At 50.5% G+C, this 24799-nt stretch carries 19 protein-coding genes and 1 tRNA gene; 5 read left to right on the top strand and 15 right to left on the bottom strand.

What is annotated here, in order from left to right; all coding sequences use genetic code 11:
- Nucleotides 1–148 precede the first annotated feature (148 nt).
- From eno to BUB85_RS05645, 4 genes are all read right to left on the bottom strand, one after another.
- Nucleotides 149–1462 carry a phosphopyruvate hydratase gene (gene eno / locus BUB85_RS05660; RefSeq protein ID WP_073106683.1) on the bottom strand — a complete coding sequence of 438 codons (1314 nt, stop codon included), beginning with the start codon at nucleotides 1460–1462 and terminating at the stop codon, nucleotides 149–151.
- A 128-nt stretch (nucleotides 1463–1590) separates the two neighbouring features.
- Nucleotides 1591–2574: a LacI family DNA-binding transcriptional regulator gene (locus BUB85_RS05655; RefSeq protein ID WP_073106680.1), complete on the bottom strand. Its 984-nt coding sequence runs from the start codon at nucleotides 2572–2574 to the stop codon at nucleotides 1591–1593.
- 17 nt (nucleotides 2575–2591) lie between these two features.
- Complete coding sequence (locus BUB85_RS05650; RefSeq protein WP_073106677.1) at nucleotides 2592–3131, bottom strand: HD domain-containing protein; 540 nt, start codon at nucleotides 3129–3131, stop codon at nucleotides 2592–2594.
- Nucleotides 3124–7098, bottom strand: coding sequence for an efflux RND transporter permease subunit (locus BUB85_RS05645; RefSeq protein ID WP_073106674.1), 3975 nt, complete (start codon nucleotides 7096–7098; stop codon nucleotides 3124–3126). Before BUB85_RS05645 ends, BUB85_RS05650 begins: the two co-directional genes overlap by 8 nt.
- Before the next feature lie 276 nt (nucleotides 7099–7374).
- Here BUB85_RS05645 and fabG point away from each other — a divergent pair, with 276 nt between their 5' ends.
- Together fabG and BUB85_RS05635 are read left to right on the top strand one after the other, a co-directional pair.
- Nucleotides 7375–8106, top strand: a complete 732-nt coding sequence (gene fabG / locus BUB85_RS05640; protein WP_073106671.1) for a 3-oxoacyl-ACP reductase FabG — start codon at nucleotides 7375–7377, stop codon at nucleotides 8104–8106.
- A gap of 2 nt (nucleotides 8107–8108) precedes the next feature.
- Nucleotides 8109–9014 (top strand): DMT family transporter, encoded by a 906-nt coding sequence (locus BUB85_RS05635; RefSeq protein ID WP_073106668.1) that lies wholly within the window; start codon nucleotides 8109–8111, stop codon nucleotides 9012–9014.
- A 4-nt stretch (nucleotides 9015–9018) separates the two neighbouring features.
- Here BUB85_RS05635 and BUB85_RS05630 read toward each other — a convergent pair whose 3' ends face one another.
- From BUB85_RS05630 to BUB85_RS05615, 4 genes are all read right to left on the bottom strand, one after another.
- The gene (locus BUB85_RS05630) at nucleotides 9019–10386 is read right to left on the bottom strand and encodes an MATE family efflux transporter (protein WP_073106665.1); all 1368 of its coding nucleotides are present in this window, start codon (nucleotides 10384–10386) and stop codon (nucleotides 9019–9021) included.
- 183 nt (nucleotides 10387–10569) lie between these two features.
- Nucleotides 10570–11823, bottom strand: coding sequence for a GTPase HflX (hflX, locus tag BUB85_RS05625; RefSeq protein ID WP_073106662.1), 1254 nt, complete (start codon nucleotides 11821–11823; stop codon nucleotides 10570–10572).
- Nucleotides 11824–11912: 89 nt separating this feature from the next.
- On the bottom strand, nucleotides 11913–12455 hold the full coding sequence (locus BUB85_RS05620; protein ID WP_073106659.1) for a tetratricopeptide repeat protein: 543 nt from the start codon (nucleotides 12453–12455) through the stop codon (nucleotides 11913–11915).
- 16 nt (nucleotides 12456–12471) lie between these two features.
- Complete coding sequence (locus BUB85_RS05615) at nucleotides 12472–14334, bottom strand: heavy metal translocating P-type ATPase (protein ID WP_073106656.1); 1863 nt, start codon at nucleotides 14332–14334, stop codon at nucleotides 12472–12474.
- A gap of 321 nt (nucleotides 14335–14655) precedes the next feature.
- On the opposite strand from BUB85_RS05615, the gene BUB85_RS05610 reads away from it, so the two are divergent.
- On the top strand, nucleotides 14656–15426 hold the full coding sequence (locus BUB85_RS05610) for a DUF134 domain-containing protein (protein WP_073106653.1): 771 nt from the start codon (nucleotides 14656–14658) through the stop codon (nucleotides 15424–15426).
- Nucleotides 15427–15475: 49 nt separating this feature from the next.
- On the opposite strand, the gene ung is transcribed toward BUB85_RS05610, so the two are convergent.
- The 7 genes from ung to BUB85_RS05575 all read right to left on the bottom strand — a co-directional run bounded on the left by ung (nucleotide 15476) and on the right by BUB85_RS05575 (nucleotide 24158).
- The gene (gene ung, locus BUB85_RS05605; protein ID WP_073106650.1) at nucleotides 15476–16144 is read right to left on the bottom strand and encodes a uracil-DNA glycosylase; all 669 of its coding nucleotides are present in this window, start codon (nucleotides 16142–16144) and stop codon (nucleotides 15476–15478) included.
- 13 nt (nucleotides 16145–16157) lie between these two features.
- Nucleotides 16158–16919, bottom strand: coding sequence for an imidazole glycerol phosphate synthase subunit HisF (gene hisF, locus BUB85_RS05600; RefSeq protein ID WP_073106645.1), 762 nt, complete (start codon nucleotides 16917–16919; stop codon nucleotides 16158–16160).
- Between the two features lie 21 nt (nucleotides 16920–16940).
- A complete protein-coding gene (gene hisH / locus BUB85_RS05595; protein WP_073106640.1) occupies nucleotides 16941–17546 on the bottom strand; it encodes an imidazole glycerol phosphate synthase subunit HisH in 606 nt (201 codons plus the stop codon).
- 245 nt (nucleotides 17547–17791) lie between these two features.
- On the bottom strand, nucleotides 17792–19261 hold the full coding sequence (locus BUB85_RS05590) for a sensor histidine kinase (RefSeq protein WP_073106635.1): 1470 nt from the start codon (nucleotides 19259–19261) through the stop codon (nucleotides 17792–17794).
- Nucleotides 19261–19941 (bottom strand): response regulator transcription factor, encoded by a 681-nt coding sequence (locus BUB85_RS05585; RefSeq protein ID WP_073106629.1) that lies wholly within the window; start codon nucleotides 19939–19941, stop codon nucleotides 19261–19263. Before BUB85_RS05585 ends, BUB85_RS05590 begins: the two co-directional genes overlap by 1 nt.
- A gap of 117 nt (nucleotides 19942–20058) precedes the next feature.
- Nucleotides 20059–23439, bottom strand: a complete 3381-nt coding sequence (locus tag BUB85_RS05580) for an FtsX-like permease family protein (RefSeq protein ID WP_073106625.1) — start codon at nucleotides 23437–23439, stop codon at nucleotides 20059–20061.
- 14 nt (nucleotides 23440–23453) lie between these two features.
- Nucleotides 23454–24158 carry an ABC transporter ATP-binding protein gene (locus BUB85_RS05575; protein WP_073106873.1) on the bottom strand — a complete coding sequence of 235 codons (705 nt, stop codon included), beginning with the start codon at nucleotides 24156–24158 and terminating at the stop codon, nucleotides 23454–23456.
- A gap of 230 nt (nucleotides 24159–24388) precedes the next feature.
- Between BUB85_RS05575 and BUB85_RS05570 the strand changes: the two genes are divergently transcribed.
- Both BUB85_RS05570 and BUB85_RS05565 read left to right on the top strand, forming a co-directional pair.
- Nucleotides 24389–24459 (top strand) — tRNA-Gly (locus tag BUB85_RS05570).
- Between the two features lie 106 nt (nucleotides 24460–24565).
- Entirely contained in the window at nucleotides 24566–24796 is a 231-nt protein-coding gene (locus tag BUB85_RS05565) for a hypothetical protein (RefSeq protein WP_073106621.1), read from the top strand.
- Nucleotides 24797–24799: the final 3 nt, after the last annotated feature.

Raw genomic sequence — 24799 nt, 5'->3', positions numbered from 1 at the left:
CTTGTACTTTTTTCTGTACAATCCAATACCGTGTCCTCCAGGTAAGGTGATTCAACATGTGAAATTCGTCAAAAAAAAGCGGGAACGGAATCGGTGCATACACTGATTCCATTCCCACTGTGCTTTCTGATATTGCCGTACCTGCTCCCTATCGTTCTCCGAACCCCAAAAACGGATTCTCGTACCGCGCCATCTCCCCCAGCTTCTCCTCAATCCGAAGCAGTTGATTATACTTCGCGGTCCGCTCACCGCGGCAGGGTGCTCCGGTCTTGATCTGCCCGGCATTCACCGCTACGGCCAGATCGGCGATAAAGGTATCTTCTGTCTCGCCGGATCGGTGGGATATGATGGTCTGATATCCCGCACTTTTTGCCAGTTCAATCGCCTCGATGGCTTCTGTCAGCGTGCCGATCTGATTGACCTTGATCAAAATGGCGTTGGCTGCTGCCCGGTCGATGCCCTGTTGGAGACGGGCAATATTTGTCACAAACAGATCATCCCCCACAAGTTGGAGATCATTTCCCAGTCTGGTCGTCAAAAGTTCCCAACCCTCAAAATCTTCCTCATCCAGCGGATCTTCGATAGACCGGATTGGAAATTCCGATGCCAGATCCTCATAATAATCGATCAGTTCCTCCACCGATCTGACCACCTGATGCCCCTGCATCCTGCTCTCTCCAGGAAAGACATACTTTTTAAAGTCCCGGTCATACAGCTCCGACGCCGCCACATCCATCGCAAAGACAATGTCCCGCTCCAGCTCATATCCTGCTGCCCGCACAGCATCTGCAATAAACTTGAGTGCCTCCTTCGCGTTGGGAAGATCCGGCGCAAATCCCCCTTCGTCTCCCACCGAGGTATTCAGCCCGTGAGTGTGCAGAAGTGCTTTCAGCTCGTGATAGATCTCCGTGCACATGCGCAGTCCCTCGCGAAAGCAGCATGCTCCCACCGGCATGATCATAAATTCCTGAATATCCAGTGTGTTATCCGCGTGGGCTCCCCCGTTTAATATATTCATCATGGGAACCGGCATCCGCATAGAGCGCACACCGCTCAGATAGCGGAACAGCGGCTGGTTTCTCGCATTGGCTCCCGCCTTCGCGGCTGCCAGTGAAACACCCAGCAGTGCGTTGGCTCCGAGATTCGCCTTATTCTCACTCCCGTCCGCCTTTTTCAGAATTGCATCGATGCGGATCTGATCGAATACATTGGCCCCGATCAGCTCCTGAGCAAGCTTCTGATTCACATGCTCCACTGCCCGCTGGACTCCTTTTCCCTGATATCTTTTCTCCTTGTCCCGCAGCTCCACCGCCTCGTACTTTCCCGTGGATGCCCCTGACGGCACCGCCGCGCGTCCCACTTTCCGCTCGCCTGCCAGCACTTCTACTTCTATTGTAGGATTCCCTCGGGAATCTAAAATTTCTCTCGCGTAAACATCTGTGATCGGTAAATATTCATGCATACTTTTCTCCTCCTTTTTTGAGATAGTATGCCCTGAATTAAGCCACTTATAAGGGGCAAATTTTATTGTTTTAAAAAAATTGTATATTTTGCGAAAGGCAAATCAGATGGCATGCATCCTATCAGAAATCATCGCAGCGACTCTCCCTCCACGATCCGATATCCCAGCTTCATTTCCCGGTCTGCCGTGTTCTTCCCGGCGAGCAGTTCGAGAATCATGCGCGCAGATTCTTCCCCGCTGGTCTTATACGCCAGATGCACCGTCGTCAGTCTCGGTGTCAGAACTCTGGCAATCTTGGAATCACCAAATCCGATTATCTGAATGTCGTCCGGTATCTTCTTTCCGGTCTCGCGCAGATACTCAATCGCGCCGACGGCAATCGTGTCTGTCGCACAAAACAGGGAATCTGTCTCCGGATGGTTTTCCATGAGCTGTCTGGCCATTTTATAGCCGGATTCTGAATTAAACTTCGCTTCCTTCAGCGCCGATTCCTCCACTGTGATTCCTGCTTTTTCCAGACTATTCAGAAATCCTGCTCTTCGTTTCCTGCCGACCGCCTCATCCCGCAGAGTCGCTCCGATCATTCCAAAATGCTGCCCGCCGGCTCGTATCATAAGCTCAGTCACCGCCTCCGCCGCGGCTTCATCGTCATGATACACCGAGGAATATCCTTCCAGATGCTGTCCTGCGATCACAACCGGAACACGGAGGCTCTTCAGCAGCTTCTTGTGCTCCCCGGTGAAGATGGTTCCGATCAGAATAATTCCATCCACCCGGTTATCCTGAAACAGCTGCAGAAATTCCAACTCTTTTTTTTCATCGTTCTCGGTATTCGCCAGAAGGAGATTGTAGCCCTGCTCCGATAAAACTCCGCTGATTCCCGCAACCATCCGGCTGATACTCTCCGAGTTGATCTTCGGAAGGATTACCCCAATCAGCTTTGTCTTCTTCGTGCGGAGCGTCTGTGCATGAGATGACGGGACAAACCCGGTCTCATCAATCACTTTCTTGACTGCTGCCCTCTTCTCCTCGCTGATATAGCCATTGTTCAGATATCGGGAAACCGTGGCTCTTGATACCCCCGCCAACTCCGCTATCTCATTAATATTCATAACAACCTCCACATGAACTATTCTCCAAAATTCTTTTCCACCAACTGACAGTATTCTCTGTAGGCCGGCTGATCTGAAAACGAATCCTTCAATGCATCCCGCACGCCTTTATAATACCAGCCTATGGTGTCCTTATCTTTCATTCTGAAGCGGTTCCACAGTTCATCACCCAGCACCGGATAATCCCGGTCAATGTCCCGCATGTTGGACAGTTTGTCCGCCAACGCGATCATCTGCACCTCCCAGGGTGCCTCCTTGATATGCTGGATTGTATTCGTCTTCCGCTCCGTCCAGCTCTTGCTCTTGTCTTCGCTTTCCTGGACCACAATGTTCGCAACGCGGGGGCCGAACTCCCGGCAGATTACGTCCTCCGTCACCCACTCACAATCCTCGATCGTGTCATGGAGCACCGCTGCACATCTCACTTCCTCATCCATGGTCATGGAGGATACGATATCTCCCACCTCAACCGGATGCACAATGTAGGGACGCATGGTTCCCTTTCGAAATTGTCCTGCATGTGCCTTCGTCGCAAATACTATCGCTTCGTTAATCATCTGACTCTTCGTCCTCCGTATTCGGCTTTTCATTCGTCTCTATGCTCTCGCGCAATCTTGCCTTCTCTCTCTTGTGGAACAGATCAAAGATGCAAGGTACTACAAATAATGTTAACAGAGTTCCATAAATAAGTCCACCAATAGTTACAACCGCCATCGGCTGAACCATATCTGCTCCCATTCCGACTCCGATTGCCATAGTCGACAATCCAAGGATCGTAGTCAGCGCAGTCATGATGATTGGGCGCAGACGCGTCCTTCCTGATTCCACCAGCGCGTCCTGCCGCTCCATACCTGCCGCCATCAGCTGGTTCGTATAGTCGATGAACACGATCCCGTTGTTGACGATAATTCCGGAAAGCATGACGAATCCAACCATCGCGATGATACTGATCGGATTTCCCGTCAGATACAGCCCGAAGAGACCTCCCGTAAATGCGAGCGGAACCGTGAACATGACGATAAACGGCGAGCGCAGTGACTGGAACTGTGCCACCATAATAAGGTACATAAACACAATTGCAAGCGCAAGCATCTTAAATAGCTCTACCATGGATTCCTGGATTGTCTCATCCTCACCGGTCATCTCATAGGTATATCCGTCCGGCATCTCATAGCTCTTCAGCGCCTTCTGCACCCGGCTGCTGACCAGTCCGATGTTGTCCCCCTCCGCGATCTCTGCGGTCACGCTGATAATCCGGTTCTGGGCATCATGATTGATAGACTGCAGTCCCATGGCGGTCTCGAACTCTGCGATCTCTGTAAGCGGAACTTCCTCTTTCGTCCCATCCTTCTTCGTAGCTGTGATGCTCAGATTCTTGACGGCTTCTCTCGTCAGCTCCTCATTCTTCTGATCCACCACAATCACATCGTAATCATCCACATCTGTAGACAACGTCGTCGCAGCGGACTGTGCGGCAAGCTTCGCCGCGAGCTGCTGATAGATCTGGGCGCTAGTCAGATTGTGCCGGATGGCCTCCTCTTCCTTTACATTTACCCGGAGTTCCTCGGTGGTGTCATCCAGCCCGTCGGATACATTAGCTGTCCCCTTCACTTCCTCCACACGTTTTGCAATATCCTTTGAAATAGTCTGGAGCGTATCCAGATCCTTCCCCTTGATCTGCACGACGATTCCACTGCTGCCCAGCGCACTCATATCCATGTTCGACATGCTGATATCCAGCTCACAGGGCAGATCCTTTGTCTCTTCCTCGATCTTCTTCTGAAGTTTGTCGTTGCTCAGTTTCTTATCATCCTTTAAAATACCATAGAGCTCCACCTCATTCGTGGCCGCTGCCTGCCCGGTGTACGTGTCGGTGGATGCCATCGCACCGACGTCCTTGATGTCGTCGATCGCCAGAAGCTTTTCCATGACCTGATCCGCCACTTCGCCGGTCTCCTGCATGGTGCTCCCCTTCTCTGTCGTCACCGTCATGCTGATCTGTGTACTCTCCATGTCCGGCATAAACGCCGTTCCGTTGCTGTACGCCAACAGACCACTTACCACCAGCATTGCCAGTGCCGCGAGCAGCACCAGCGGTTTCCACCGGAGCGCCCGGCGCAGCAGTCCGCCGTAAACCTTCTTGATTTTTTCAAACAGCTTCGTCTCTTTTTTCTCCTGCTTATTCAGAAGTCCCGCCGACATCATCGGCACAAACGTCAGCGCGATCACGAGGCTCGCCAGCAGTGAGTACGCGATCGTCAGTCCCATATCTACAAACAGCTGTCTGGTGATTCCCTGGGTAAATACGATCGGGGCAAACACACAGACTGTCGTAAATGTAGATGCCGCGATGGCACCGGACACCTGTCTTGCGCCCTCAATGGCCGCCTCTTTCGCTGAGGCCCCCTCCTCGTTGCGCATCCGGTAAATGTTCTCGATCACGACGATGGAGTTATCCACCAGCATTCCGACTCCCAGTGCAAGTCCGGACAGGGAGATGACATTCAGGGTCACTCCGCTGAAATACATCAGAACTAGAGCGGTAACGATACTGATCGGGATCGAGCATGCAATGATAAACGTCGGCCGGATACTCCGCAAAAACAGCAGCAGGATCAAAATTGCCAGAACCGCGCCAAAGAGCATATTCTGAAGTACAGAATTTACGATCAGATCAATATAGACGCCCTGATCCATCAGTGTGACGATGTCAAGATCCTTATTTTCCTTTCGAAGTTCATCAAACTTATCCAGAATACGACCGCTCACATCTCCGGTGGAATACCCGGTCTGCTTCTGCACGGTGAGCAGCACTCCAGGCTCGCCGTTAATCTTCGCATAAACCTCATCCTCGTTGTTTACATACGTGACATCCGCCACGTCCGACAGCCGGATCGTATCCAGACCTTCTATATCCATATCAAACATCGGCATCGCCTTGATGTCATCGATATTGTCGTATTTATCTCCCACACGGATCAGGTAATCGATTCCTTCTTCCTTCACATAACCGGCCGGCATGGAAAAGTTTTCCGCCGTGAGAAGCTGCTCCACCATGTCCGTCGTGATGGTCTTGCTCACATTCGCTGCCTCCAACGCATCTGACTTGGAATTATCCAGCTCAGTCTGCCCTTCGTCCAGCTTGGTCTCAGCCGTCGCCATCTGTGCATTGACGGTGGCCATCTCGATGGTGGCAGTGATCTTCGCCGTCTCAATCTGCGACTGCGCCTGGGCGAGGGAAATCTTTCCCTCGGTCAACTGTAAGCGCACGGCCTCCAGCTGCTTTTTCCCCTCTGCCAGCTGGGTCTTCCCCGCATCCAGTTCCTTCTGGCTGCTGTCCAGCTTTTCCTGCGACTCCGTGATTTTAGCATACCCTTGTTCGAATCCTGCCTCCACCTGCTCTTCTGCTGCCTTTTTTGCCGCGTCAACCGCTTCATCCCGGGACTGTTCCACCGCCGCTATCTGCTGCTTCATGGTATCAATCTGCGCCTGAATCTGCTGTCTCTGCGCGTCATCGGCCGCCTGCTCCAGCTGGGCTTCCAGTGCCTCCAGGCCTTGATTCATGGTTTCCAGCGAAGAGGCAAACTGCTCTGAAACTCCCTGCTCCGCGGCCGCATATGCTTTTTCCAGTGCAGTCTGCTTCTGACTGTCCAGCGCCGCCTTCATGACTTCCAGCGCGCTCCTTCCCTCATCCAGCTGCGTCTGCGCCGCATCCAGCTGTTTCTCTCCATCCTCCAGCTCTGTCATCTTGGAATCGATCTGCGCTTCTCCTTCCAGGATCTGAGCCTCCGCCTCCGAGGCCTGTGCAAGCTGGTCCGTCAACTGATTCTTCCCGGACTCCAGTTGTGCTTTTCCATCCTCCAGCTGTGCCTTGCCCTCATCAATCTTTTGCTGGGCATCATCGAACTTTCCATTCAATGCGTTCTGCACCCGCTGATTCGTGGCAGCGATCTTGTTCTTGTCGATCGTAATCTGAACGGTCTTCTCCACCGTTCCGAAGGAAGACACCGATGCCACTCCCTCCAGACTTTCGATATCCGGCAGAACATCATTCTCGATAATGGCACTGGAATCCGAGACACTGTCTTCTCCTGCGCCAATGGCTGCCACCATAACCGGCATCATATCCGGATTCAGCTTCATGATGATCGGGTTGTTCACCGTATCCGGCCAATATCCCTTAATCTGATCCAGCTTCTCCCGCATATCGATCGTCGTGGAATCCATGTTGGCAGTCTGCTCGAACTCCAGTATCACAGTCGATGCATTCTCCTGTGAGGTTGACGTGATGTTTTTGATATTGCTCACCGTCGCCATAGACTGCTCAATGGGCTTTGTCACCGCCGTCTCCACTTCCTCCGGGCTCGCCCCCACATACGTCGTCATGACGATCGCATAAGGCAGATTCATGCTCGGGAGCAGATCCACCGTCATGTTCATAAATGACACCACTCCCAAAATGATAACCAGCACTACCGCTACCACAACCGTGTAGGGTTTGCGCACACTGAATTTTGATAACATCCTTTTCTCCTCCTGTCAAAATATAAGAAAACTCTGCAAAATGCAGAGCTCCTTTTACACTGTCCTCAAGTCCCGTTTTGTCAAACCTGAAACCTATGATTTTAGCACCTATACATACATCTCTATTTTACTACCTGCCGGTCTGTTAGTAAAGCAGACATTTGAAATCCGCTTCGCAGCTTTTCATTGTTATCTGATTTGTATGCGGACAAATCGGATAATATAGTGTATAATATTTCTCGATTGTAATTTTTCAAATTAAGGAGACACAAAACTATGAGCAAAAAAACCGTACTGGTCACCGGGGCCTCCCGCGGAATCGGAAGAGCCTGTGCACTGGCTTTCGCCGGGGCCGGTTTTCACGTATTTATAAACTGCAGCACTTCTATAGATGAGCTGAACGCGGTCGGCTCTTCGATTGACCGGCTGGGTGGGACCTATACCGCTGTCGTCGGCAATGTCGGGGTGTCCGCAGATGTAGCCGACATCTTTGCGCAGATTTATCGCGAGTGCGGCAGTCTGGATGTGCTGGTCAACAACGCGGGAATCGCCCACATTGGGCTGTTATCCGATATGGCAGATGACGAGTGGAACCGTCTGATCCAGACGAATCTCAGCTCTGTCTTCTACTGCTGCCGCGCTGCCATCCCTGCAATGGTGTCGAAAAAGTCCGGGCGGATCATCAACATTTCTTCCATGTGGGGAACCGTCGGCGCCTCCTGCGAGGCTGCCTACTCGGCCGCCAAGTCCGGCGTCAACGGTCTGACTCGGGCTCTGGCCAAGGAGCTGGCCCCAAGTAACATCCAGGTAAATGCACTGGCCTGCGGTGTGATCGACACCGCCATGAACGGGCAGCTGAGCGCAGAAGAGAAAAGAGAACTGGCCGATGAGATTCCTGCCGGAAGATTCGGCACACCGGAGGAGGTGGCCGCACTGGCACTTGAGCTGGCTTGTGCCCCTGCCTATATGACTGGACAAATTATCGGAATGGACGGAGGATATATCTAATCATGACAAAACTAAAGACAAACTTACTACTGTTACTCACTGCATTTATCTGGGGTATGGCTTTCGTCGCCCAAAAGGTCGGCATGGACTATGTCGGACCGTTTACCTTCAATGCCCTGCGCTCCCTCATCGGAGTTGTGGCACTGCTCCCTGTCGTCGCATTTCTGGACCGGCAGCGCGCACATATGCATATGCCTGCTGCCACCTGGAAAAGCAAAGAGCTCTGGATCGGCGGTCTGCTGTGCGGAATTTTTCTCTGTCTCGGCAGCACCCTGCAGCAGTTCGCGCTGATGCACAGTTCCGTCGGGAAGGTCGGATTTATCACAACGATCTACATCCTGTTTGTGCCCATCCTGGGTCTGTTTCTGAAGAAACGGGTCTCACTGAATATCTGGATTGGTGTCCTGATTGCTCTGGCCGGCATGTATCTGCTTTGCATCACGGAGAATTTCTCCATCGCCCCGGGAGATCTGTTGGCTCTGATCTGTGCTCTGGCCTTCGCATTCCAGATTCTGATCGTGGATCATTTTTCACCGCGGGTTGACGGAGTGCGCCTGTCCTGCATCCAGTTTCTCGTGTGCAGTATCATCTGCTCTGTGGGGATGTTCGCCGTAGAAGCGCCGAAGCTCACTAATGTTCTGAACGCATGGATGCCGCTGCTCTACGCCGGTGTTCTCTCCTGCGGTGTGGCTTACACACTGCAGATCGTGGCACAAAAACACGCGGAGCCAACCATTGCCTCCCTGATTATGAGCCTGGAATCTGTATTTTCTGTGATCGGCGGATGGCTGCTGCTCGGACAGGTTCTGAGTGTAAAGGAATCCTTCGGATGCGTGCTGGTGTTCGCAGCAGTCGTGCTGGCGCAGATGCCTGCCAAAGTGAAGACAAACGACGCTGCCGGTCAATAATTCCTTATTCCCGCATTCTAATCAGTTCCCGCCGCGCAAAGAATACTGCAACAATCGCTGCCGCCCCGTCCGCGATCGGACCTGCATACATCACACCGTCGATTCCCATGATCATCGGGAAAATGACGATCAGCGGCAGCAAAAATATCACCTGTCTCGTGAGTGACATGATGATTCCAAGCTTCGCCTTGCCGATGGACGTAAAGAATCCCGCCGACATGGGCTGTATTCCATTGGCAAAGGTCATGAACATGAATACCTTCAGGTATCGCTCTGCGAAATGAAAGTACTCCTCTGTTCCGGTTCCGAAAATGCTGACGATCTGCCTCGGGAACATCTGAAAACAGAGGAAAAACACTGTTGCAATCCCTGTACACCAGATGGCGGACAGTTTGTACGTCCTGCGCACCCGCTTATAATTCTCCGCTCCGTAGTTGAATCCCCAGATAGGCTGGCACCCCTGAGAGATCCCGATGCAGATGCTTAAAAACACCATGTTGACCTTCGTGATGACACCCACACAGGCCAGCGGAATATCGCTGCCGTAGTTGGATGCCGCGCCGTAATATTTCAGCGTGTTATTCATAACGATCTGTACGAAGAGCATGGCAATCTGGTTGATAAATGAGGATGCCCCGAGGGATGCGATCATCGCCACATCGTGAAACCGCAGACGGAACATTCCCGCCTCCAGCTCCATCTTTTTTAATTTCCAGAAATAAAAAAGCACCAGGAGTCCTGATACAATCTGTCCGATGATGGTGGCAAATGCTGCCCCCTTGATTCCCCAGTGGAATCCAAAGATAAACAAAGGATCAAGTATAGTGTTGATGACCGCACCGGTCAGCATACAGACCATGGAATACCTTGGACTTCTGTCCGCGCGGATCAGATGGCTTCCACCGTTGGTCAGAATCAGAAACGGGATGCCGAACGCCGTGATAGTGGTGTAGTCCAGCGCATACGGCAGCACATCCTTGGTGGCACCGAACAGATGAAGGAGCGGATTTCTCGCCAGCAGCACGATCACCGCGATCGCCACACCGCACAGACACAGCATGGAGATTCCGTTGGCTGCAAGCTGATTTGCCTTTTTCTCCCGCCCTGCCCCCAGTTCCAGGTTATAGTTTGATGCACTTCCGATGCCCAGCAGCAGTGCTGTTGCCGTGCAGATCGTTGTGACCGGAAACGCGACATTTGTCGCTGCATTTCCGAGCATTCCGACTCCCTGCCCAATGAATATCTGATCTACAATATTGTACAGGGCACTTACCAGCATACTGATAATCGCGGGGATTGCAAACTTCATCATCATCTTCCCCAGCGGCTCTGATGCAAGTGGATTCCCGCTTTTTGTCCCTGTTTCTGCCATAGTTTTCTTCCTCTCTGTCTTATATATCTCTTTTTTAATCTGTTTTTTCACCAGTTTTTTAATTCTATCCCTAATCTGTTTATCCTGCCGACTTTTCTATCCGACTTTCTTATCCAGCTTTTTCATTCGGCCTGCCTGATCTGATTTTTCAACCAGATTTTTTCTCTGCCTGCCCCACATCATTTACTCATCAGATACCTTCGGATAGATCGCCGCCGGCACATATCCTCTGACAAAGATCCCATCGTCGCGGTACTCTTCCTCCAGCAGTTCCCCATATTTTCTGATTAACTGTATCTTTCCCGCATCCGCATAAGAATAAACACGCTCGATCGCAATCTTCTGCTCCCGCAGCACTTTTTCGATCACCGTCTGCAGATCATCCAGACCCTCGCCCGTCTTTGCGGACACCTTCACGATATAATCTGCCTTGAAATCCCGCAGCAGCGGCTGTTTCCCCAGCAGGGCCAGTTTATCCTGTTTATTGAGTGCCGTAATCACCGGCTTGTCTGTAACTTCCAAATTAGCGAGCGTCTCATAGACAATACACATCTGTTCATCCACCTGCGGATTTGACGTATCTACCACGTGGAGGATGATGTCTGCATATTTCGCTTCTTCCAATGTACTTTTAAAAGCTTCAATCAAGTGATGCGGCAGCTTTCGGATAAACCCGACGGTATCCGTCAGCAGAACCTCCTGCCCACTCGGCAGCTGCATGCCTCTCGTCGTCGGATCCAGCGTGGCAAATAATTTGTCCTCCGCCAGAATCTCGGATCCGGTCAAGCTGTTCATGAGCGTGGATTTTCCGGCGTTGGTATACCCCACGATTGCCACGACCGGAATCTGGTTACGGCTTCTCTGCTCCCTCGTCACCTCACGGTGACGCTTCACTTCCTTCAGCTCCCGGTTCAGCTGCGCGATCCGCCCTTTGATAAGACGCCGATCCATCTCCAGCTTCTTCTCACCGGGGCCCCTCGTTCCGATTCCGCCGCCCAGTCTGGACAGCGAGACTCCAAGCCCTGTCAGTCTGGACTGGCGATACTTCAGCTGGGCAAGCTCCACCTGGATTTTCCCTTCATTCGTGGTTGCCCTGGCCGCAAAAATATCCAAGATAATCAAGGTACGATCCATGACCTTCGTATCCAGGACATCTTGGAGATTGCCTAACTGGGCTGGACTCAGCTCATCATCACAGATGATGCCGGTCGCATCCAGCTCCCATATTTTTTCTTTGATTTCGTCGATTTTTCCTTTGCCAACGTAGGTTCCCGGATGAACCATCTCCCGGTTCTGAATCAGTTTTCCTACAACCGCAGCTCCGGCCGTCTCGGCCAGTTCTCCCAGTTCATCGAGTGACATCTCCGTGTCATCGTTCTCACTTGTGCGGACGCCGACCAGCAGAACCCGCTCTTTTATCTCATCATTATCAAACATTTATTTTCCTCAAAATATGATACCTCCAAAGGAGGCGTTGCCTGAACAGTGCCCTGCCGAACACCGTTCGGGTTTGCTGCACTGCTCCACTACCGTGTCTCTAAAAATTGAGCCTCTTTCTGTGCGTCCGTATCATCCGGATACTGGATCATATATTCCGCCATCTTTGTCTTGGCACTTTCCCAGTCAAGCTGCTTTTCATAACAGATGATGATATTGTATTTCATCTCCTGCACCGTCTTGGAATAATCCGTCTCATCGTCACCAGCCAGCTCATCGGCCACTGCAATTCCCAGATTAAAGTTGTTGAAGGCACTCTCCATATCATCCTGTTTCATATAGCAGATACCAAGCATATTGTAAATAATCGGAGTCTCCTCCACACCATTGTTCAGAGCTGACTCCAATGCTCCCTGTGCAGAAGCATAGTCTCCCAGTTCATAGTATGCCATTCCCTGTCCACGATATGCTTCTCCCGCGTTCTTTCCTTTGTCAATTGCCTCCTGAAACTTGTCAACCGCGCCCTGATAGCTGCCTTCCTCCATCAGTTTCACTCCATCTGCCACCTTGCTCGTGCATCCCACCAGCATGCAGGACATAAGCACCGTCAATACTATCAAAAATTTCTTCATAATTATCTCCTAATATTTATTGTTCCGGATACCGCAGCACCCATAATGAATTAAGCAGGTTGATTGCCAGCACCACCATATCTGCCACGATTGCATCGCGCATGGAAACGTATCCCATAATCGCAAATACCAGAAGTATCACCTTGATTCCAATCGCGAATACCATATTTTCCTTTACCACACTCAAAGTCTCTTTTGCGATACGGATAGCTTTGATAATTCCGGATGGCTCATCTTTCATAAGGACGATATCTGCCGCTTCAATTGCGGCGTCCGATCCAAGACCTCCCATTGCTATTCCGACATCTGCCATGGCAAGTACTGGTGCATCATTGATACCGTCACCGACAAATACCAGTTTTTCTTCCTCCAGCTGACTGTCCATAAATTCCTGCAGCTGCTCAACTTTTCCTTCCGGCATCAGGTTGGCAAACACATTCTCGATTCCAAGTTCACGCGCCACAGATTTTGCCACGCGTTCGTTATCTCCGGTCAGCATTACCAGGATCATCTGGTGGTGCCGCAGCTGCGAAATTGTGTACTTGGCATCCTCGCGCAGTGTATCTGCAATCAGTATGTAGCCGGCATAGACTCCGTCCACCGCCAGATGTACTGCTGTTCCGGCCGAACGGACTTTACTGTATACAATCTCATTGCGTCTCATAAATTTGGAATTGCCGATGTATACCTTCCGGCCCTCGATGTTCGCTCTGACACCAAATCCGGAGTACTCCTTCACCCACTTCACTTTCTTCTTGTCCAGCTCTTTGCCGTATGCCTCCCGCAGAGACTGGGCAATGGGATGGTTGGAATGAATCTCTCCGTACGCCATAAGCTCCAGCAATTCTTCTTTTGACATATTGCGCGGATGATATTCCTTCACCACGAAAACCCCCTTGGTCAGCGTACCCGTCTTATCAAACACAAAGGTCTCCGTCTTCGCCAGATTCTCCAGGAAATTTGCCCCCTTGACCACGACTCCCTGCCTGGATGCCGCACCGATTCCTCCAAAAAATGCCAGTGGAACCGAAAGGATCAGACCGCATGGGCATGCCGTCACAAGAAAGATCAGTCCACGATATACCCAGATGTAACGTTCCTCCGGAGCAAATGTCACCGACGGTATGATCATGACCGCAAATCCCAAAAGTGTCACGATCGGTGTGTACCATTTGTTAAAACGTGTCACAAAATTCTCACTGTCAGACTTGCGGTTGTTTGCATTCTGAACCAGATCCAGAATTTTCGACACGGTGGACTCACCGTACAATTTTGTGACACGCGCCTCCAGCAGCCCGGTCAAATTGATGCTTCCACTGTAAAGTCTGTCTCCCTCTCTCACCTCGTGTGGAACAGATTCACCGGTCAGTGCCATCGTGTTGACCGTACTGTTTCCCTTCACGATCACCGCGTCCACCGGAATCCGCTCTCCGGGCTTCACAATAATAATATTTCTCAGTTTTAATTCTGAGGGATCCACTCTGACCTCCTGGCCGCGGACTCTTCGATTCGCATAGTCCGGCCGGATGTCCATAAATTTTTCAATTGATTTCTGTGAGTGCCGCAATGCCAGATGTTCAAATAATTTTCCCATCTGATAAAACAGGAGCACCCCCACCGCCTCCGCGTTTTTTCCACAGAGAAATGCGCCTACCGTCGCCAGAAGTATCAGAATATTTTCATCAAAATACTTTTTCCCCTTAGTATTTGTCCATATTGTCCTCAGCAGTTCTCCGACCACTGTCAGATACGGGAGCAGAAATAAAATCACCGTCTCCCATTTGCCGGTATGCCAGTATTGTTCCGAAAAAATCGCATAAATATACAGAACAATGCCCACACCAAGCTCTATTAATTTTCGCTTTAACTCTTTTGTCATTCCAAACCCTCTGGGCTCCACACTCTCAGATCGGAGCCTTCTATCGCTTTACTGCCTGTTTCAATCCTCAATTGTATGATAACCGGTAACATCTTTGGTAAGGTTCTATACAAATAGATGTTTCCTAATTTATTATACGTTAATAATGAAGCACGGTCAAGGAGATCATCAGACAAATCTTTCTGTGAAAACGCTCTCAAATTCAGGGCTGCTTAAGGTCTGTTTCCCTTTTGTTTGGACCTTTATTGTACCGATAATTATTGACATATGTCATAAACGCATGTATGATAATACTCAACAAGCAAACAAGGAGGTGTTTTTTTGGCCAGACCCAGAAAATGCAGAAAAGTCTGCTGCCTGCCCGGTATCAGCCTGTTTGGCCCCGCACACCGCCGCTGTTCAGAGGCGCAGCTGATTCTCATGACAGTGGAGGAATACGAAGCCATCCGTCTGATCGACTATCAGGGCTTTACTCAGGAAGAATGCGGGCGCTACATGCAGATTGCCCGAACCACCGTCCAGCAGATTTACAACGACGCCAGAAAAAAGCTGTCGCAGTCTCTTGTAGAGGGCCGATTTCTCCAGATTGAAGGTGGAACCTACACTCTCTGTGACGGCAGGGAAGATTCTTGTGACTGCGGAGGATGTCAGAAACACCGCACCTGCAGCAATTGTAACAATAAAAATGGTTTTGAAAAGAGGAGAAGGAATATGAGAATTGGAGTAACTTACGAAAACGGGAATATTTTTCAGCATTTCGGACACACAGAAAATGTAAAATTTTATGATATCACTGACAGAAAGGTAACCGGTTCAGAGGTCATCAGTGCAATCGGCAGCGGACACAGTGCCCTCGCCACCTTCTTGTCCGCCAACAAAGCCAATGTTCTGATCTGCGGCGGAATTGGTGGATGTGCCATCACTGCACTCGGTGAGGCAGGCATCGAACTCTGTGCCGGAGTCAGCGGCTCTGCTGATGACGCAGTTGAAGCATATCTTGCAGGAACACTGCAGTATGTGCAGCAGGCAAACTGCAGCCACCATCACAGCCACGAAACCGGTGAGGGCTGCGGTGAACATTCCTGCCACTAACAGGACTGTTCACCGGGGAAACCGTTCCCCGAAGCAGCCAGTCCCTGCGCTAATCGATCTGCCAGTCCACTGGCTCCACACCATTCGCGGTAAGAAACGCGTTCGTCTGACTGAAGGGTCTGCTCCCGAAAAATCCGCGGTAAGCTGACAGCGGGCTCGGATGCGGTGCTTCCAGAATCAGGTGCTTGGGATTCGTCAGCATCTTTTTCTTCCTCTGCGCCGGACCTCCCCACAGGATAAACACGATTGGTCTGTCCTGTGTATTCAGCGCCATAATCGCTGCATCCGTAAATTCCTCCCAGCCGATTCCCCTGTGGGAATTGGCCTGGTGGGCGCGGACCGTCAGCACAGTGTTGAGCATCAGCACCCCCTGCTCGGCCCATTTTGTCAGACATCCATGGTTCGGAATCGTACAGCCGAGATCGTCGTGAAGCTCCTTATAAATGTTTACAAGAGAAGGCGGGACCTCCACACCTTTTTTTACGGAGAAGCACAGACCATGTGCCTGGCCGTTATTGTGATACGGATCCTGTCCCAGAATCACCACCTTCACATCCTTCAGCGGTGTCAGATGGAATGCATTGAACACATCATTCGCGGGTGGAAATATCAGGTTTGTCCTGTATTCTTCATTCACCTTCTGAAATAACTCCTTATAATAAGGTTTCTTAAATTCTTCCTTTAAAGCTTCGTACCAATCTCCGTTAATCCCCGGCATCGTCCGTCCTCCTTTACAGTCTCACTGAGATTCCCTCGTCTCTCAGATATTCTTTTACCTCTTTGATTTCCAGCTCTTTATAGTGGAAAAGTGATGCTGCCAGTGCCGCGTCCGCCTTTCCCTCAGTCAGAGCCTCCTTAAAATGCTCCAGCGTCCCTGCTCCTCCGGATGCGATAACCGGTATCGAAACATTCTCCGCGATTGCTCTGGTCAGTTCCAGATCATAGCCGGCCTTTGTGCCGTCACAGTCCATGCTGGTCAGCAGGATTTCCCCTGCCCCCAGGCTCTCCACCCTGCGGGCCCATTCCACAGCATCTATTCCCACATCAATCCGGCCCCCATTTTTGTAAATATTCCAACCGCTTTTATCTTCTCTGCGCTTCGCGTCAATCGCAACCACAACACACTGGCTGCCAAACTTTTCCGCCGCATCATGTACCAGCTCCGGCGTGTTAATGGCCGACGAGTTGATGGAGATCTTGTCCGCTCCCTCCCGAAGAAGTGCCCGGAAATCATCTACCGTGCGGATTCCGCCTCCTACCGTAAACGGGATAAATACACAGTCTGCCACCTTGCGCACCATGTCAGCTACAGTTTCCCGCGCATCGGAGGATGCGGTAATGTCCAGAAATACCAGCTCATCGGCCCCCGCCTTATCGTACGCTTTTGCTATCTCAACCGGGTCTCCGGCATCTTTTAAATCCACAAAATTTACGCCCTTCACCACGCGTCCTGCATGGACATCCAGACATGGAATAATTCTCTTTGTAAACATCAGTTTTGTCCCCCTTCTGTTCTAGATCGACACGAAATTCTTCAGTATCTGCAAGCCCACATCGCTGCTCTTCTCTGGATGAAACTGGCACGCGAACACATTGCCCTTCTCCACCGATGCGTGAATGTGAGTGCTGTACTCTGTGGACGCTTTCACGATCTCCGGCTCAGAAGCCTTCAGATAATAAGAATGTACAAAATACACATAAGCCCCCTCTTCCAGTCCCACAAAAAGACGTCCGCCGTTCTCAAGGTGCAGCGAATTCCAGCCCATATGCGGGATTTTCAGACCTTCACCGTCCGGGATCCGCAGAATCTCCCCCTTCAGCACGCCAAGGCCTTCCACTCCCGGAGCCTCATCGCTGCGCTCAAACAGAAGCTGCAGTCCGAGACAGATTCCAAGAAAGGGAATATTTCTCTCCACCACCTGCCTGATCACAGGCACCAGTTCATATTGATTCAGTTTTTCCATCGCGTCACCGAAGGCCCCCACTCCGGGCAGAACCACCTTTTGTGCACTGAGAATTTCCTTCGGATCTCTCGTTATCTTCACTTCCTGCCCCAGCAGTACCAGCGCTTTTTCCACGCTTTTGATATTGCCTGCATCATAATCTATTATCGCTATCATCGACATTTTCTCCTTTATTTTGGTATATCTTGTCATTCGCCAAAGACGGATGACCTGCACACGCATCCGCGTGCCCACGAATTTACACGATACAAGTGTACCACACTTTCTATCCGTCGAAAAGATGAAAAAAAGAAGTCCCCGGCGAATCTGATTGCCGGAGACCTCGTAGACTCTGCGCCGGCAAATCCGCCTCAACACGAGAAGGATCTTTGCCGCCTGCACAGATACACAAAGCATTTCTGCTATTTGGCATCCAGCTCAAACCAGAACTCGACGCCATTGTCATAATTTTTCACACCATACTGCTGATGGAAAGATTCCATAATCGCTTTCACGATTGAAAGTCCAATTCCGTTTCCACCGTACTCTCTCGTATGTGCTTTATCCACTTTATAAAATTTATCCCACAGCTTGGCGATATCATCCTGCGGGATCGGGAATCCGCTGTTGAACACGGTAATCCGCACGGTGTCGCCCTGCCGGATCAGACGAATCTCGATCTTGCGCTCATTGTCCACATGATGGATCGCATTGGTCAGGTAATTGCGCAGTACCTGCTCGGTCTTAAATTCATCCGCCCACACATATGTCGGCTCTGTCTCCACAAATGTAGCCGTGGCATCCGCCTGCTGGATCAGGATCTCACAGCTCTGCAGAACCCCCCTGATCATGTCCACAATGTCAAATCGCTCGAACTGCACATCATCCTCGCCGAACTCCAGCTGATTGAGCGTCAGCAGGTTCTTTACCATCTGGTTCATCTTCCCTGCCTCGTCCATGATGACGTCGCAGTAGAACTCTCTTCCCTCCGGATCGTCATTCACCCCTTCCTTAAGGCCCTCCGCATATCCCTGAATCAGGGCAATCGGAGTCTTCAGTTCATGGGATACGTTACCCAGGAATTCGGTCCGCATGTTCTCAATCTTCTCTTTCTGCTCGATATCCTTCTGCAGCTTGTTGTTCGCGCTTTTCAGTTCAGAGATCGTCCGTTCCAGCGTGATCGACATGGTATTGAAATTCGCACCCAGAATTCCGATCTCGTTGACGCCGCCGCTGGTATAGCGTGCATCAAAATCAAGGTTCGCCATCCGCTTTGACAGATCCACCAGCTCCATAATCGGCTCGGTAATCTTCTTCGAGAAAAACATTACCGCCAGAATGCTGAAAAAGACCGCCGCGACTCCGACATAGACCAAAAACTGATTGGCCAGAGATGCGCTCTCCTTGATGCTCTCCAGCGGACTTCGAATGATAAACAGATAGCTGTCCGCTATACTGCCCCACATCTCGATATAATCTGTTTTATTTTTGGGATCCGTACTTTTCTGGATTTCATAGTTGTCCGTAGTTTTCAGTATATCACTCTTATCCTGATTCTTTCCCAGAAGATATCCCATCATCTGTGAGGTCAGTCTGCCATCGTCCTCCCGGGCCGTCATGAACACCACCTGCCCGACACCGTCCGTGATCACCGCAGACATGTTAGCTTGCTCACACATCCGGCTCAGCTGCTCCTGCGTCGCCGCATCCGAGATGCAGCCATCATTGATTGCCTGACTGACTGTCGCATACATCTCCGTCAGGTCGTTCTGTTTGTTTGCGATATAGTACCGTTCCAGAAACTGGGAGTTGATCCCGAACATCGCAAGCAGAACCACCAGAATCAGTCCGATGAACACGACGATCATCTGGCGTTTCAGAGAACGCTTCATCATGATTCCACCTCGAACTTATAGCCCATGCCCCAGATGGTCTTGATGTAATTCCCTTTGTCTCCCAGCTTATTTCTCAATTTCTTCACATGTGTATCGATGGTCCTGGCGTCTCCAAAGTAATCGTAATTCCACACATTGTTCAGGATTTTCTCACGCGACAGGGCAATCCCTGTGTTCTCCACAAAATAAGTCAACAGTTCAAATTCCTTGAAACTGAGATCAATATTTTCCTCATTGATCCGAACGATATGCGCCGCCTTATCAATCTTGATTCCGCCGGCGTCAATGATATCGCCTGTATCGATTCCCTGTGTTCGCCTGAGAATTGCCTCCACTCTCGCCACGAGAATTTTCGGGCTGAACGGCTTGGAAATATACTCATCCACGCCCAGCTCAAATCCCTGTAATTCATCACGTTCATCGGCTCTCGCCGTCAGCATGATGATTGGAACTTTCGACAGTTCACGCACCTCACGGCACACCTGCCAGCCATCCATCTTCGGCATCATCACATCCAGAATGATCAGCGAAATATCCTTGTTGTCATAGAACACATCCATGGCTTCCATTCCATCTCCCGCTTCCAATACATTATAGTTCTCACGTGCCAGGAAATCTTTTACCAGTTTGCGCATTCTGCTCTCGTCATCTACCACCAGGATTTTAATCTTATCCATTGCTGCTCCTCTCTTTCGTCTGTTTATTTACATCTGTCTGCTGTTTTTCCGGTGCAGACACTTACTCTCAATGGTTATACTATCAGATAATTATGTTTGTTTTGTGACGGTAGCCCTTTATTCCACGCTTTTTAGTGATTCTACCATGTTGATCTTCTTTAGTTTATAATACATCACCCAGTTGACAAACAGAGAGAAAGCGACCGTGATCAGTACGCTGTAAATATAGCTGCTGAAATCAATATTCCGGCCGAACATACAATTGTCAATCTCCACCGTCACAATGATGAACCGGTGCAGAACCCTTCCGAGCAGCGCGCCGAATCCCGCACCCACAAAGGTCAGAACAACATTTTCCCGGTACACATAAGACGAAACCTCTTTGTCATAAAAGCCCAGCACTTTCAGTGTCGCGAGTTCCCTCTTCCGCTCCGTGATGTTGATATTGTTCAGGTTATACAGCACTACAAATGCAAGCATTCCGGCCGAGATGATCAGCACCACGAGTACGATATTCAGGCTTGCCAGCATGTCATCCAGCTGCTCCTCCACATCGCTCGTGTAGCTCACACCCAGTGCCGCGTCCTCGTCCAATGCAGCTTCTCCGGTCTTTCGCAGTGTCGCTTTGTCAAACTTCTTCAGTTCAAAATAGTCCGCATTATATAATGGTTCTTTTCCGTACAGATTTTCATACAGCCCCGGTGTCATATAAATGTAGTGACCAATATAGTTCTCACAGATCGTGGTGACCTTTACCTTGAGTTCCCCCTTGACATCATCCTGAACAATAATGGTGTCGCCTGCCTTCACATCGAGCTGCTTTGCCGTCTTTTCTGTCATAATGACCCCATCGTCATTCAGAGTGTATTTTTCTTTTGTAATACGATCCTCAAAACGTACGTAATCTGAAAATGAATCCACCTTCTCCGGCACGTTCAGGTAGATTTCTTTTTCCTTGCTGCCATGCTCCACGGTAACCTGTGTGAGCAGTGTCTGTGCCGCCCCCTTCACATCCTTGTTGTTGCTGAGTACGTCGTGCAGCTTGCTGCGTACCGCATCAGAAGCTTCATCTTTTACGATCACCATACCGTCATATACCTGAATCTCATTGTACTGAAGCAGTGCAATGTCGAAAATGGAATCCTTCAGTCCGAATCCGACCAGCAGCAGCGCCATACAGCCGCCGATTCCGAATACAGTCATAAAAAACCGTTTCTTATAGCGGATCAGATTCCGGATCGTCGCTTTCCAGATAAAACTCAGATGTTTCCATATAAATGGCAGCCGCTCCATAAAAACACGTTTTCCATTCTTCGGTGCCGGCGGTCTCATCAACTCTGCCGGCTGGGCGCGCAGTTCTTTGTAGCACGCAAACGTGGTCGCCACAATGGTACATCCCATGGCAGCCGCCGTCGCCATCGCCGCATAGTACATATTGTATGGTGCCAGCACGATATTCATATGCTGGTACATAATTCCGTAGGCAACAATGATGATGTATGGGAATATCTTTTCTCCGATCAGCACTCCGGTAATACATCCGCCCATGGTTGCAATAAATGCATAGCCGAGATACTTGAACGCGATGGCGCCTTTGCCGTAGCCTAATGCTTTGAGCGTACCGATCTGGGTTCTCTGCTCCTCCACCATTCTGGTCATGGTCGTCAGACTGATCAGCGCCGCCACCAGAAAGAAGAGTACCGGGAACACCTTGCCGATCGCGCGCATACGGTCTGCATTTTCCCCGTAACCATCGTATTCAGTCAGGGTGCTCCGGTCGTAGATATACCATTTGGCATGGTCGATTTTCTCTATCTCGTCTTGTCCGTCTGCCAGCTTTTTCTCCGCATCCGCAATCTTTTCGTCTGCCTCAGCCTTTGCATTATCATATTCTGCCTGAGCGTCATTCAACTTCTTCTCATTCTCCGCAATCTCTGTCTCTCCGCTCGCCAGCTCTGCTTTAGCTGTCTCAATCTTTGCCCATCCATCGTTGATCTGATTCTGCCCGTCGTCAATCTGGGCCTGACCCGCATTGATCTGAGCCTGCCCATCGTCAATCTGGGCCTGACCCGCGTTGATCTGAGCCTGACCGTCATCGATCTGGGCCTGACCATCATTGATTTGGGCCTGACCCGCATCAATCTGAGCCTGCGCTGCCTGAATCTGGGCACCAGCCTCATCCAGCTGGGTCCGGGTCGTCTGGATCTGCGGTTCTGCCGCATCGATCTGGGCTTTCAGGAGCGCCATTGTCTGCAGCGTTACCGGGTCAGTCGCCCCACCGGCCTCCAGCGCGGCGTACTGTTCTTTCATCTGTTCCACTGCATCCGCCTGCTGATTCAGCTGCTCGATTCCCGCCTGAAGCCCTGCTGACTTTTCGTCCAGTTCTGCCTGACCTGCACTCAGTTCATTCTGTTTTGCCATCAGCTCCGCCTGCTGTGCACTCAACTCTGCCTGATTCCCATTTAGTTCATCCTGATTGGCATACAGCTCTTCCTGCTTTGCACTCAGTTCTGCCTGGCTGTCATCCAGTTCCGCCTGCTTCGCATATAACTGTCTGGTATTTTCCGCAATCGTCTGTTTTCCGTCCGCAATCTTCTGTTTGGCATCCTCCAGCTGCTGCCGCCCGTCATCCAGTTTGGCTTTGGCATCTGCCAGTTTTTCGTCCGCCTCAGATTTTGCATCCGACAATTCTTTTTTTGCCTTGTCAAGTTCTTCGTTTGCCTCATCTACCACTTCATCGTACCGCGCGGTCTGGCGTTCTTCCTTGATTTCCTTTACATGATCCAGAACTTCCTCTACCCGGTCATTGTACCCATCCGTAAATGCCGTCAGACTTTTGGCGCCGTCCACCGTCGCGTACAGCTCTGTGTAGACCTCCGAATCAAAGCTTTTTTCTGGAACCGCCACAAATCCGCCGACCGTTCCGGTTCCGATGCTGCTGCTTCCCCGGTAAAAAGAAATATAACACGGACTGCTCACCAGACCAACGATCTTGTACTGATCCGTCTTCAATGTATCCTTGATATTCTTATCATTTCCTTCTGTGAACCGGATCGTGTCTCCGATTTTGTAATCGCTCCCCGCGATAAAATCCACGTCCACAACACACTCATTCTGCTTCTTTGGCAGCCGCCCTTTTTCCACCACCAGCTGGTTCATGGACGGAAGTATTGAAGTGATGTGCACAACCTTCTCGCTGTCATTGACATTGCACAGCGCATCCACCGAGTATCCCGCCTCCACCTTCTGGATGCCGTCCACAGCCCCGACTGCCTTCACATCGTCCTCCGTGAGTCCCAGCGTGCTGACAACCTTGACATCCATCAGATTCTGCCCGTCAAAATAGGCATCTCCCGAGTAACGCATATCCGGCTCTGTAGAACGGATCCCGGAAAAGAATGCCACGCCGATTGCCACGATAAAAAAAATCGACAAAAAGCGGCTCAGACTTTTTCGGATTTCCATATAAAAATCTTTTCTCAACGCTTTTTTCTTCATATTTTTCTCCCGCACTACCACTCTATGGAATCAATGGACTCTGGACTGTCATTTCTGACCATGCTCGATACCTTTCCGTTCTTGATTTTGATCAAACGGTCTGCCATCGGTGCGAGCGCCTGATTGTGCGTGATGATGATAACCGTCATGCCACGCTCCCGGCACATATCCTGCAGTAATTTCAAAATCGATTTTCCGGTATTATAATCCAGCGCTCCCGTGGGCTCATCACACAGCAGGAGCTTTGGGTTTTTGGCCAGTGCTCTCGCGATTGATACCCGCTGCTGCTCTCCGCCCGACAGCTGCGCCGGGAAATTATCAACCCGGTCGCCCAAGCCTACCTCCTCGAGTACTTCCCTCGCATCCAGCGGCTCTTTGCATATCTGCAGCGCCAGTTCCACATTCTCCAAGGCAGTCAGGTTCGGAACCAGATTGTAGAACTGAAAAACAAATCCGATATCCTCCCGGCGGTATTCCGTCAGCTGTCTCGCATTGTAGGATGTAATATCCTGCCCATCCACACTGATTTTTCCGCCCGTCGCAGTGTCCATTCCGCCCAGAATATTGAGCACCGTCGTCTTCCCTGCACCACTCGGGCCAACAATCACAACCAGCTCGCCCCTTCCAATTTCAAAATCAATCCCATCCACTGCGTGAATCTCTACTTCACCCATCTTATATACCTTTGTGATCCCATCTAATTTAACGAAAGCTTCCATAGGCACTGATCCTTTCCATTCTGATTGTCCGGGCATAACACTCCTGAAATCTCCTCCGGACCCTGGTATTCTGTTATAGTAATTATATCATATTTCACTTAGAAAGCGATCTGTTTTGTCGTCTGTTTTATTGGGGACAGGTCAAAAGTGCAATTGGGGACGTAGCAAAATGACATTTTGCTACGTCCCCAATTGCACTTTTCCAAAAATTGTGTTATAATACCATTCATGCAGATGTAGTTCATTGGTAGAACTCCAGCTTCCCAAGCTGGTGAGGCGGGTTCGATTCCCGTCATCTGCTTTTTTTGTGCTTTAAATATACGAAAGCACCCACGCAGATGCCGCGGGCAAAGCCCGCCTTTTCATGCATCCGCTCAACAACTATGTACAAAGGAGAGTGTATCATTATGAGAGAAATGGATTTCAAAATGGAGCGCCAGGGTCTTCTGGCCGAGGGTGACAAGGTCAACATCAGTGAGGGAAAGCTGCCCTCTTCCTATTATTACACCATCGAGCCTGCGCTGGCCATGAGTGCTAACTTTGTCAGCCGCGAGCGGCTCACCACCCGGGAGGGTGTCGTCAAGTCTATCGAACGGACACCGCGCGGATTTTATGCAACCGTCGTATTCGATGAATAAGAT

This window comes from Hespellia stercorisuis DSM 15480 (genome assembly GCF_900142165.1).
Lineage (GTDB): Bacteria > Bacillota > Clostridia > Lachnospirales > Lachnospiraceae > Hespellia > Hespellia stercorisuis.
This window is presented reverse-complemented; position numbering and strand designations above follow the sequence as displayed.

What these genes read in the sequence shown, in the direction of transcription:
- eno (WP_073106683.1), bottom strand. Translation starts at nt 1,462, where the DNA reads ATGCATGAATATTTACCGATCACAGATGTTTACGCGAGAGAAATTTTA.
- BUB85_RS05655 (WP_073106680.1), bottom strand. Translation starts at nt 2,574, where the DNA reads ATGAATATTAATGAGATAGCGGAGTTGGCGGGGGTATCAAGAGCCACG.
- BUB85_RS05650 (WP_073106677.1), bottom strand. Translation starts at nt 3,131, where the DNA reads ATGATTAACGAAGCGATAGTATTTGCGACGAAGGCACATGCAGGACAA.
- BUB85_RS05645 (WP_073106674.1), bottom strand. Translation starts at nt 7,098, where the DNA reads ATGTTATCAAAATTCAGTGTGCGCAAACCCTACACGGTTGTGGTAGCG.
- fabG (WP_073106671.1), top strand. Translation starts at nt 7,375, where the DNA reads ATGAGCAAAAAAACCGTACTGGTCACCGGGGCCTCCCGCGGAATCGGA.
- BUB85_RS05635 (WP_073106668.1), top strand. Translation starts at nt 8,109, where the DNA reads ATGACAAAACTAAAGACAAACTTACTACTGTTACTCACTGCATTTATC.
- BUB85_RS05630 (WP_073106665.1), bottom strand. Translation starts at nt 10,386, where the DNA reads ATGGCAGAAACAGGGACAAAAAGCGGGAATCCACTTGCATCAGAGCCG.
- hflX (WP_073106662.1), bottom strand. Translation starts at nt 11,823, where the DNA reads ATGTTTGATAATGATGAGATAAAAGAGCGGGTTCTGCTGGTCGGCGTC.
- BUB85_RS05620 (WP_073106659.1), bottom strand. Translation starts at nt 12,455, where the DNA reads ATGAAGAAATTTTTGATAGTATTGACGGTGCTTATGTCCTGCATGCTG.
- BUB85_RS05615 (WP_073106656.1), bottom strand. Translation starts at nt 14,334, where the DNA reads ATGACAAAAGAGTTAAAGCGAAAATTAATAGAGCTTGGTGTGGGCATT.
- ung (WP_073106650.1), bottom strand. Translation starts at nt 16,144, where the DNA reads ATGCCGGGGATTAACGGAGATTGGTACGAAGCTTTAAAGGAAGAATTT.
- hisF (WP_073106645.1), bottom strand. Translation starts at nt 16,919, where the DNA reads ATGTTTACAAAGAGAATTATTCCATGTCTGGATGTCCATGCAGGACGC.
- hisH (WP_073106640.1), bottom strand. Translation starts at nt 17,546, where the DNA reads ATGATAGCGATAATAGATTATGATGCAGGCAATATCAAAAGCGTGGAA.
- BUB85_RS05590 (WP_073106635.1), bottom strand. Translation starts at nt 19,261, where the DNA reads ATGAAGCGTTCTCTGAAACGCCAGATGATCGTCGTGTTCATCGGACTG.
- BUB85_RS05585 (WP_073106629.1), bottom strand. Translation starts at nt 19,941, where the DNA reads ATGGATAAGATTAAAATCCTGGTGGTAGATGACGAGAGCAGAATGCGC.
- BUB85_RS05580 (WP_073106625.1), bottom strand. Translation starts at nt 23,439, where the DNA reads ATGAAGAAAAAAGCGTTGAGAAAAGATTTTTATATGGAAATCCGAAAA.
- BUB85_RS05575 (WP_073106873.1), bottom strand. Translation starts at nt 24,158, where the DNA reads ATGGAAGCTTTCGTTAAATTAGATGGGATCACAAAGGTATATAAGATG.
- BUB85_RS05565 (WP_073106621.1), top strand. Translation starts at nt 24,566, where the DNA reads ATGAGAGAAATGGATTTCAAAATGGAGCGCCAGGGTCTTCTGGCCGAG.